Genomic DNA, 8,756 nt, shown 5'->3' on the forward strand with positions numbered 1-8,756 from the left:
CCGCCGAGGCGATGTCAGCCGGCCCGGTCGCTTCGATAAGCCCTGAGTGCGTCTTCTCTGATCCACTTTCGGGTCAGGAAAGCGTCCAGAACGCAAGAAACGCCGAGGATCGTCCAGGAAGTCCAAACCGGTGCAAGGCCGGCAATCACCAAGACCCCGACAGCAACAACGAAGCCGACGGAGACGTAGCCATAGATCCGGCGTGCACGGGTTGCAAATCTCGCCTCTTGCGTTTCGCGAAAGTAGTTCAGCATCAGTCCCCCAAGGTTCGAATCGGAGCCTACCGCACTGGCTGCACCAAATACCGAAAATGGATGCGCGCCAGATACGRCGTTGACCCACAAGATTTCTCATCGGCACCGCTATTTGGTCTTCGCCTCCTCCGCAGCACGTTGGAGGATCCTGCACCGGCACGTCGGGTCGTCGGGTTGCCTCGAACCACGCCCCGTCTGGTTCGATGAGTGCATGGATCATTCGCAGTTGAAACTGTCCGCCCCGAAGCTCAATGCGGGCGATCGAGTCGCGGTTCTCTCCCCGTCGTTCGCCGCCCCCGGATTCGCCCCGGCCGTGCATGAGCAGGCGATGCGGCGGCTCACATCGGCCACGGGTTTGATCCCTGTGGAATTCCCGACGACGCGCAAGCTCGGTTCCAGTCCCGGGGAACGGGCGGCGGACATCAATGCGGCGTTCGCCGATCCCAGCATCCGCGCGATTCTCGCCACCATCGGCGGCGACGACCAGATCACGGTCGTACCTCATCTCGACGAGGCGACCGTGCGGTCGAATCCAAAGATCTTCGTCGGATACAGCGACAACACCAACCTGCTGAACTGGCTGTGGTCACTCGGGATACGCGGATATCACGGAGGGTCGACCCAGGTCCACCTCGGCGCCGGGCCGGGTGCTGACGACGTCCACCTCGCTTCCCTGCGGGCCGCGCTGCTCACTGGAGGCGAGCTCGAGATCACCGATCCCGGGGAGTCGGAGGACTTCGGGCCGGATTGGCTCGAGCCGCGGGCACTCGTCGAATACGGCGACCGCGAACCCACCGAACCCTGGATGTGGACAGGTCCCGGACGCACGGTCTCCGGTTACACCTGGGGTGGCTGCATCGAAGTCCTCGACCAGCTCGCCATCGCCGACAGGCTGCCCTCCGTCGACGCGCTCCGGGGCACAATCCTGATCCTCGAAACCAGCGAACTGCTGGCTCCCGCAGATTGGGTCAAGCGATGGGTTCGAGCGCTCGGCGAGCGTGGTGTCCTGGGGGCGGTCGACGGCGTGCTGGTCGCCAGGCCTCCAGTCAGCAGCCACGGACAGGTTCCGTCTGCCGCCGAACGGGCTCGGCTCCGCGCCGCACAATGCGATGTGGTCAGCACCGAAATCGCCCGATACAGCCCGGCCGCCGTCGTTTGCATCGGGGTTCCCTTCGGGCACACCCGCCCGCAGTGGATCCTCCCCTACGGCGGTCGAATCCAACTCGACGGCGAAGCCAGGACGGTTACAGCCAGCTATGCCTGATCGTGGCAGGCAGTGCCAGGAGCACACGTCGGGTCATCTTCATTTCCTATGCGGTCGGACGCACGTTCTGATTTGATCGGAAGAGGTTGATGGGGTCATATGCGGCTTTGACGGCGGCCAGCCGGTCGTAGTTGGCGCCGTAGGCTGCCCTCACCCGTTCCTCCCCTTCCTGGCCAAGATCGTTGACGTACACCCCGCTAGCGGCAAAGGGCTGCATCGCTTCGAAGAAGGCGCGGGCCCAGCCGACGTGGCGCTCCGTTTCTGCCGGCTTGGACCACTGGCCCAGGATGAGGAGTTCGCTCTGGGACCGGCGATGCGGAAATGCCGTCGCCGCCGGGGGAACCCGAGCGGCCACACCGTGCAGTTGTTGCATTCCGATGCCGCTTGCCGCTGAAGGCATCTCGGCCGCAAACTGGAGCAGGACATCGATGGCGTCGGCGGTGAGGTCAGTCAAAAAGCTCGATTTCCAATAGTGGTGCCGGCCCGGCGGAAAGCCGCCGTCGTGGGCGCTTTGCCAAACGCCATAATCGGTGGGCACCACCGCGTCCACATCTGGGCCGAGGTCGCGCAGGGGCCGGAGCGCCAGCTCCGCCTCATCATGCGCGCCGCTCCAGCAGACGCCGATGCCGAAGACAGGGCGTCCTGAGGTGTCACACCCCAGACTGGCCGACATCGAGAGTTCGTCGGGGCACGAAGCGGCGAATCCGGGATAAAAGCCCAGGACCTCCCTTGTCCGTTCGGCCGGGAATGAGAGCGCTCCGGCAAGAACCTGTCCGACGGGATGCAAACGATAGGTGAAGGACGTGACAACACCGAAGTTGCCGCCGCCTCCGCGGATGGCCCAATAGAGGTCTGTGTGTTGGTCGGGGCTCGCCGTCAACAACCTGCCATCCGAAGTCACGATGTCGGCGGCCAGCACGTTGTCGCAAGCAAGCCCGTGTTTGCCGTTGAGCCAGCCGATGCCACCTCCGAGGGTCAAACCGGCGATGCCGGTAACCGACACAACTCCGAGCGGCGTGGCCAGGCCGTGCGCCTGGGTGGCGACGTCAAGGTCGACCAGGAGCGCACCCGCTCCAGCCAAGGCGACGCGCCGTTCGGCGTCGACCTGAACGTTCTTCATGCCGGAGCAATCCAGCATGAGCCCGCGGGCGCCGACGGCGTTCCCTGCCACGTTGTGGCCGCCGCCCTTGATGGAGACAGGGAGATCATTTTCCCGGGCGAAGTTCACGGCACGGCGAATATCCTCGGCGTCGGCAGGGCGGACAATGACGTCCGGACGGCGGTCAATCATCGCATTGAAGACCTTCCGGGCGTCGTCGTAGCCGGCGTCTCCGGGCCGGAACAGCCGGCCCCGGAGCGCCGAACCCAGGCCATCGACGGCGGATGGGTCAAGCGACGGTGCGGGGGTCCGGAAAGCCACGCCACGGCACCTTTCTCGTTCGAGATCGTCGAGGACGCGCGCCGGCCGGCGGCGCCGCGCTCATTTGACCGTCAATGAGCCGTGCATGTTGGGGTGGTAGTTGCAGTGAAAGGCGTAAGTCCCCGGTTCGGAAGGTGCCTTGAATGTGGCCGTGCCGCCGTTTTCCTTGACCTCGACATCAAAGAGGGTCGCATTCTGGTCCGCGGTTACCGTGTGCTCTGCGGTGTCCATGTTGATCACCTTCACCTCCGCCCCGGGAGCCACCGCACCCGGGATCTCGTAGGCGAAGTTGCTGATCGTGATTGTCGCGGCGGCGGCGTTCGCCGCCCCGCTTCCCGGCCCCGAAGTGGAGCCGGCCGGGGCAGACGGTTCCATCGACATGCTGGGCGAGGTCCCGGCGGTCGTGGCAGGGGCCGACGCCTGCGTTCCGCCGCCTCCGGCACAGCCGCTCAGCCCGATCAGTACCGTTGCCAACACAAGTGCAGTCCGTGTCTTGTTGCTCGTCATGATGTGCCGTCCTCAACGCTGGAGGGGGCTGAGAAATCAGCCCGGCTTCTTTCCATTCTGCATCCGCCACCATCAAAAAGCACCGCTGAAAAGCTCCGACAGAGAGCACGGGCCATCAGGGCTGCGTCCTGGCCTTTTGCAGGTAGGCCATGAGTCCGGCCAGTTGCTCCGGGGTCCAGGGCAGATCGGCGCTGAGGGCAGTCTTATTGTCCTGCCACATGGAACGGGCAGCGGCTTTGGTCTCTTCGCCTGCGTGGAACATGGATCCGATTTCGTCCCATGCCGTGGCCCATTCCCGGATGGACGGATCGGATACCGGCGTCCCGTTTTCGACATGCTTGAGACCCTCCTCGACCAATGCGGCCCACCGGACTTTGGCGGCCTCGATGCTGTCGCTGCCAAGTTCGGCTCTGCGGCCGGCCAGTTCCTGGCGCTGTTCTGGTGTGAAGTAGTTTTCGAGCATGGTGATCATCTCCAAAGTTGCCATGAACTGTTCCGGCACCGGCATGGTGGCCCCGTCGATACGTGAAAGCAGGTCGCGTATCCGGTCCTGGACCGCCTGGACCTGCTCGGCGTGCTGGCTAAGATGCAGCAACTGCCTTTCCAGGAGCGTGCGCAGCGAGCCAATGTCATCGGCAGGGGTTCCCAGTGCAACGCCGATTTCGGCCAGCGGGAGGCCGAGCATCTGCAGCGACCGGATCCGGTAGAGCCGCCGGACATCTTCCTCGGTGTAGCGGCGGTGGCCGGAAGCCGTCCGCCGGCCTGCCGACAGCAACCCAATCTCGTCGTAGTGATGGAGCGCCCGGACCGTGACGCCGCACGCTTTGGCAAGTTCGCCGATGCTCCATTGACCTGCGGCACCGCTCGTCTCTGTCATGTGAACAACCGTAGATCCTCACCCCGCGTGAGGATCAAGAACCTACTGGCCCGGCTGGCCGGTCCGGTCAGCCAGTCTTCCCGACGTCGGCCAGCCGGTTGTTCAGCCGGTCCACCTCGTCGAGGACTTCGGTCGCCGCCCAGGCACGGCTGCGCTTGGACTGGGTGACGGGGGTAATGACCCCGGCGGTGGAGAGCCGCTGCAGTGCGGCGTACACGGAGCTTTCGGCGACGCCGGCAATGTGGGCTGCGCTGTGGGCCTCGAATACGGGTCGCTCCAGCAGCCACGGAATGATCTTCTCGTCCGCGGATCCTCTGCGTGGCCTGGCCAGCTCCAGCCACATCGCCGGCAGCGCATCGAGGGCGGCGACGGATTCGCGGGCGGCATCCGAGGCGCGGATGGCGGAACGGGCCAGGTAGAGCACGAACGGATCGGCATCACCGGAGCGGTAGTTGTTGAGCAGGCTGAAGTAGGTGTCGACGTCGGCAACCATCGCCGACGCGATTGGGGTGACGGTGTTCCTGGTGAGCCCACGACGCCGGGAAATCGCCCCGATGAGTGCCCTCCCGATCCGGCCGTTGCCGTCGGTGAACGGGTGGATGGACTCGAAGTGGGCGTGCGCGACCGCCGCCTGCGCCATGATCGGCACGTCGCTGCGGTTGCAGAAGACGATCAGGTCTTCCATCAGGTCCGGCACGAGCTCCGGCGGGGGCGGGACGTGGATGGCGCCCCGCGGTGAATGGTCACTGCCGCCGATCCAGTTCTGAACCTCCCTGAACCGGCCGGCGTGTGGGCCGTCCATCGGGTCGTTCTTCATGAGCGTGTGATGGGCGGCCAGCATTGCCTCCAGCCGGATCTCGCCGGTTCGCCCGGCGTCGTCGATCATCCCTTGTACGGCGTCGGCGGCAGCCACCATGGAGCGGGCGTCATCACTGGCCTTGAGCCCGATCATGGCCCTGGCGTAGTCATCGCGGTTGGCGTTGACGTGCTCGATTTTGGAGGAGGAGACCGCCTCGCTGCGGAGCAGGAACCCGCTAATGGCGGCCATCCGCGTACCGGCAGTGACGTCCAGGGACGCGATGGCGACGGCGGCCTCTTCCAGGGCGACGATGGTCTCACGCCCCGGATCGAACCAGCTCCCGGCGATCAAGGGTGGCAGCGAGACCACCACCTCGGTGAATTCCCGGTCTTCGCGCGGCGGCCGCCCGGACGACTTCCAGGGCATCATCTTGCTGCCGTGCGCGGGCCAGCGGGTCATGGATCCTCCGGAAGTCTAAATAGTCACCCTACTATTTAGATTTTAGGGGCTAAGCATGAATAACGCGACGCGTGCTTAGGAAAACCCCTCGGCGGGGCGCGCTGCCCTTGATCGTCCAGCCCTAGGAGCCGGCTTCCCTCATGTCCGGCCGCGTGGCTTCCTGCAGCACCCAGCGGTTGCCATCCGGGTCGCTGAAGTAGGCGAAGGCGATTCCACCCATGTCCTGGACTTCGCTGATTTCCGCTCCCCGCCGAAGCAGCTCAGCCCGCGTGGACGCCATATCGGGGACCACCAGTTGCAGGCCCTCCAGGCTGCCCGGCGGCATGCTGGTCATTCCGGTGCCGACGACGATAGAGGCGGCGGAGCCCGGTGGCGTGAGTTGCACGACCCTCATTCCCGGGATGTATTCGACGTCGTGGTCCAGAACGAACCCGAGTCGGTCCGTATAGAACGACTTGGCCTTGTCCACGTCACTGACGGGTACTTGTACTACCTCGAGGCGCATCTCCATGCGGCTCAGAGTACCCCTGATTCCTGCTGCGCACAGGCCGTGGATCAACGGCGCGCCCTACAGTTGATGCCCGGAATCCCGGAATCGAGACTCACTCATGGCTCCCCTCTCTAGACGACTCATTCACGCCGCTCTCTCGGTTGGCCTGTCCCTCTTAGCTGTGATCGCGATGGCTTTCGCGGGCGCGGTGGTGGCGGACGCGCAACGTCACGTCCGCCCCGCCGCACAGGAGCCGACGGACCTGCCCACGAACCGGCTCTCCTCATCCGGCGCGATAGTTGTCGCCGTTGTCCTGGGATCGTCAGGCACCGTGGGAAGTGACGTTCTGGCCCCGTACGAAGTGTTTGCCAGTTCCCCGGATTTTTCGGTCTATACAATCGCGGCGCGGGCCGTCCCTGCCGCCGTCGACGGGGCCGAAGCCGGAGGGCTGGACGGGCGTAAGGCTACGAGCCACTGGTCCCGCCTGGGTGCGCTCAAGCGGAGCCACCCCCAGGTCCAATGGATGGGAGGCCGGCGATTCGTTCAGGACGGCAGGACCACCACCACGGCCGGTGTAACCTCCGGCATCCCCGGCGCCCTGAAAGTCTTGGAGGACCTGGCCGGCACGGCCGAAGCAGAGCGAGTCGGTCGGCTGATGAATTACCCGGGGTGGCAGGGGGCGGCGGCAGCCCAGATACCTGACCAGTCCTTCGCCGCCTCGGATATTCCCGTCGGACTCAACGCTGGTTCCGGCCGACGATCGCCGTCGGCCTCTTCAACGTGGTGGGTGAAAGGCGCGGATTGCGGGTCCCGTAATTGCACCGGGTTCACGAATATGCTCTCCACAGCCACCACAACACGGCGTGCATCGCACGGCGCAACACGCGTTGCTGCCTAGGACTCGACAAGGGGATGGATCCAGATGCTGTTGGACCAGCTTTCCGCAATACTCGCCTGCGCACTCTTGGCCGGCCTGGCTGTTTTCCAGGTGGCGCTGATCGCCGGAGCACCGCTGGGGAGAATGGCGTGGGGCGGACAACACCGCGTCCTCCCGGCCAAACTCAGAATCGGGAGCGCAGCATCCATTCCCCTGTATGCCCTCTTCGCTTATGCGGCGCTGGCCAAGTCCGGCTTTGTCCCGCTGTTGGTCAGCGAATCATTTACTGCGATCACCGTGTGGGTGCTGACGGCATACTTCGTGCTCGGAGTCCTTATGAACGCAATCTCCCGGAGCAAACCCGAACGCTTCGTCATGACCCCCACCACGATCGCCCTTGCAGCCCTCTACCTGGTCATCGCACTCCACTGATCTCGTGCCGGTGTTGGAAGCCGTAGCTGCCTCGTCCACGCGGCCGATCCGGGTGCTGCTCGTCGATGACCAACACTTGTCCGGACGGGCTTCCGCATGGTCCTGGAAGCCCAGGACGGCGTGGAAGTCGCCGGTGAAGCCGCTGACGGCAGCAGTGGCGTCGACATGTGTCGAGCTCTGGCACCGGACGTCGTGCTGATGGATGTGCGAATGCCCGGCACGGATGGGATTGCCGCGACCCGGCGCATTGTGGAGGAGTGCCCGAACTCACGGGTCATTGTCCTCACGAGGTTCGATCTCGACGAGTATGCCTTCGCGGCCCTCCGGGCCGGTGCCAGTGGTTTTCTGCTCAAGGATGTGGGGCCAGCTGAGTTGCTCGTTTCCCTTCGGGCCGTCGCCGGAGGAGACGCCGCCATTTCCTCCCGGGTCAGACGCCGGATGCTGGACCTCTTCAGCCAAAGGCTTCCCTCCGGCCCCCCGGCCGCGGGTGATGAAGCGGTGGCATCACTGACACAGAGGGAACGGGAAATACTCTCGGCCATTGCCCTGGGACTTACAAACACCGAGATCGGGGAACCACTGACTGTGGCGGAATCAACAGTCAAAACCCACGTGGGCCGCATCCTCATGAAACTCGGGCTGCGCGACCGTGTGCACGCCGTCATCTTCGCCTACGAACATGGCCTGGCCAGCTACCGGCGGCCGAACTGACTGCTGGTCCGATGGCGAGAAATGCACCTATAGGACGCAGCGGGACGGTCAGGCCTGGCTCAGCGCCTTGGCCTTGACGGCGTCGAATTCGGCCTGGGTCAGGGTGCCGGCGTCGAGGAGTTCCTTGGCCTTTGCGATTTCCTGGGAGGGGGACGACTTGGCCACGGAGCGGATGTATTCCGTTGTTGCGGCTTCGGCCCGCTGGGCACTGCGGGCCTGGCGCTCGGCCATGCTGCGGCCCCGCGCGATCAGGTACACGAGAACCGTGAGGAACGGCACAAAGACCAGGAAGATGATCCACACAGCCTTGAGCCAACCGCTGAGTTCGTGGTCCCGGAAAATATCCGAGATAACTGCAAACAGCGCGAAAAGATACGCGATGAACGCGAATGACCAAAAGAACAGCCAAATGAAGTTCCAGAATTGCTCCACGGGAGCCATCCTTCCGTTCTGAGGACGCCCTGCTGGCATCCTTAAGCGCCAAACTAGCCCCCCGGGCCGTACGCCGTTAGGACCAAAGGGCCCGAATTCAGCGCGGGAGCGCCACTGTGCGGGGTCAGCAGAAGGAAGTGCGGAGCAGGCGCGGGATGGCGGAACCGGAAGCGGCGGGCCTAAAAGAAATGCAGCTCACTCGCAGCATCCGGCGAGGGGTGCACCACGGGAGCC

General features: G+C 64.6%; 9 protein-coding genes and 1 pseudogene. 4 read left to right on the forward strand and 6 right to left on the reverse strand.

Annotated elements, in window-relative coordinates:
• Window positions 1-465: 465 nt before the first annotated feature.
• Complete coding sequence (locus tag AC1D1W_RS18690; protein ID WP_243177426.1) at window positions 466-1,518, forward strand: S66 family peptidase; 1,053 nt, start codon at window positions 466-468, stop codon at window positions 1,516-1,518.
• A gap of 46 nt (window positions 1,519-1,564) precedes the next feature.
• On the opposite strand, the gene AC1D1W_RS18695 is transcribed toward AC1D1W_RS18690, so the two are convergent.
• The 5 genes from AC1D1W_RS18695 to AC1D1W_RS18715 all read right to left on the reverse strand — a co-directional run bounded on the left by AC1D1W_RS18695 (window position 1,565) and on the right by AC1D1W_RS18715 (window position 6,091).
• Window positions 1,565-2,938, reverse strand: coding sequence for an FAD-binding oxidoreductase (locus tag AC1D1W_RS18695; RefSeq protein WP_243177425.1), 1,374 nt, complete (start codon window positions 2,936-2,938; stop codon window positions 1,565-1,567).
• 60 nt (window positions 2,939-2,998) lie between these two features.
• Window positions 2,999-3,445, reverse strand: a complete 447-nt coding sequence (locus AC1D1W_RS18700; protein WP_243177424.1) for a cupredoxin domain-containing protein — start codon at window positions 3,443-3,445, stop codon at window positions 2,999-3,001.
• Between the two features lie 115 nt (window positions 3,446-3,560).
• Window positions 3,561-4,322, reverse strand: coding sequence for a MerR family transcriptional regulator (locus tag AC1D1W_RS18705; RefSeq protein ID WP_476944473.1), 762 nt, complete (start codon window positions 4,320-4,322; stop codon window positions 3,561-3,563).
• Between the two features lie 67 nt (window positions 4,323-4,389).
• On the reverse strand, window positions 4,390-5,580 hold the full coding sequence (locus AC1D1W_RS18710) for a Fic family protein (protein WP_243177422.1): 1,191 nt from the start codon (window positions 5,578-5,580) through the stop codon (window positions 4,390-4,392).
• Window positions 5,581-5,701: 121 nt separating this feature from the next.
• The gene (locus AC1D1W_RS18715; RefSeq protein WP_243177421.1) at window positions 5,702-6,091 is read right to left on the reverse strand and encodes a VOC family protein; all 390 of its coding nucleotides are present in this window, start codon (window positions 6,089-6,091) and stop codon (window positions 5,702-5,704) included.
• A gap of 97 nt (window positions 6,092-6,188) precedes the next feature.
• Between AC1D1W_RS18715 and AC1D1W_RS18720 the strand changes: the two genes are divergently transcribed.
• From AC1D1W_RS18720 to AC1D1W_RS18730, 3 genes and pseudogenes are all read left to right on the forward strand, one after another.
• Window positions 6,189-6,968, forward strand: a complete 780-nt coding sequence (locus AC1D1W_RS18720) for a type 1 glutamine amidotransferase family protein (protein ID WP_476944474.1) — start codon at window positions 6,189-6,191, stop codon at window positions 6,966-6,968.
• 24 nt (window positions 6,969-6,992) lie between these two features.
• Window positions 6,993-7,379, forward strand: a complete 387-nt coding sequence (locus AC1D1W_RS18725) for a hypothetical protein (RefSeq protein WP_243177419.1) — start codon at window positions 6,993-6,995, stop codon at window positions 7,377-7,379.
• A 46-nt stretch (window positions 7,380-7,425) separates the two neighbouring features.
• A pseudogene (locus AC1D1W_RS18730) lies at window positions 7,426-8,090 on the forward strand (response regulator).
• Between the two features lie 48 nt (window positions 8,091-8,138).
• Here the strand turns inward: AC1D1W_RS18730 and AC1D1W_RS18735 are convergent.
• Window positions 8,139-8,531, reverse strand: a complete 393-nt coding sequence (locus tag AC1D1W_RS18735; protein ID WP_043436041.1) for an SHOCT domain-containing protein — start codon at window positions 8,529-8,531, stop codon at window positions 8,139-8,141.
• Window positions 8,532-8,756: the final 225 nt, after the last annotated feature.

This window comes from Arthrobacter sp. P1_B4, assembly GCF_056406555.1.

Bases quoted from the DNA above. Each gene is read 5' to 3' on its own strand.
- AC1D1W_RS18735 (WP_043436041.1), bottom strand. From the start codon at position 8,531: ATGGCTCCCGTGGAGCAATTCTGGAACTTCATTTGGCTGTTCTTTTGG.
- AC1D1W_RS18710 (WP_243177422.1), bottom strand. From the start codon at position 5,580: ATGACCCGCTGGCCCGCGCACGGCAGCAAGATGATGCCCTGGAAGTCG.
- AC1D1W_RS18690 (WP_243177426.1), top strand. From the start codon at position 466: ATGGATCATTCGCAGTTGAAACTGTCCGCCCCGAAGCTCAATGCGGGC.
- AC1D1W_RS18725 (WP_243177419.1), top strand. From the start codon at position 6,993: ATGCTGTTGGACCAGCTTTCCGCAATACTCGCCTGCGCACTCTTGGCC.
- AC1D1W_RS18720 (WP_476944474.1), top strand. From the start codon at position 6,189: ATGGCTCCCCTCTCTAGACGACTCATTCACGCCGCTCTCTCGGTTGGC.
- AC1D1W_RS18715 (WP_243177421.1), bottom strand. From the start codon at position 6,091: ATGGAGATGCGCCTCGAGGTAGTACAAGTACCCGTCAGTGACGTGGAC.
- AC1D1W_RS18700 (WP_243177424.1), bottom strand. From the start codon at position 3,445: ATGACGAGCAACAAGACACGGACTGCACTTGTGTTGGCAACGGTACTG.
- AC1D1W_RS18705 (WP_476944473.1), bottom strand. From the start codon at position 4,322: ATGACAGAGACGAGCGGTGCCGCAGGTCAATGGAGCATCGGCGAACTT.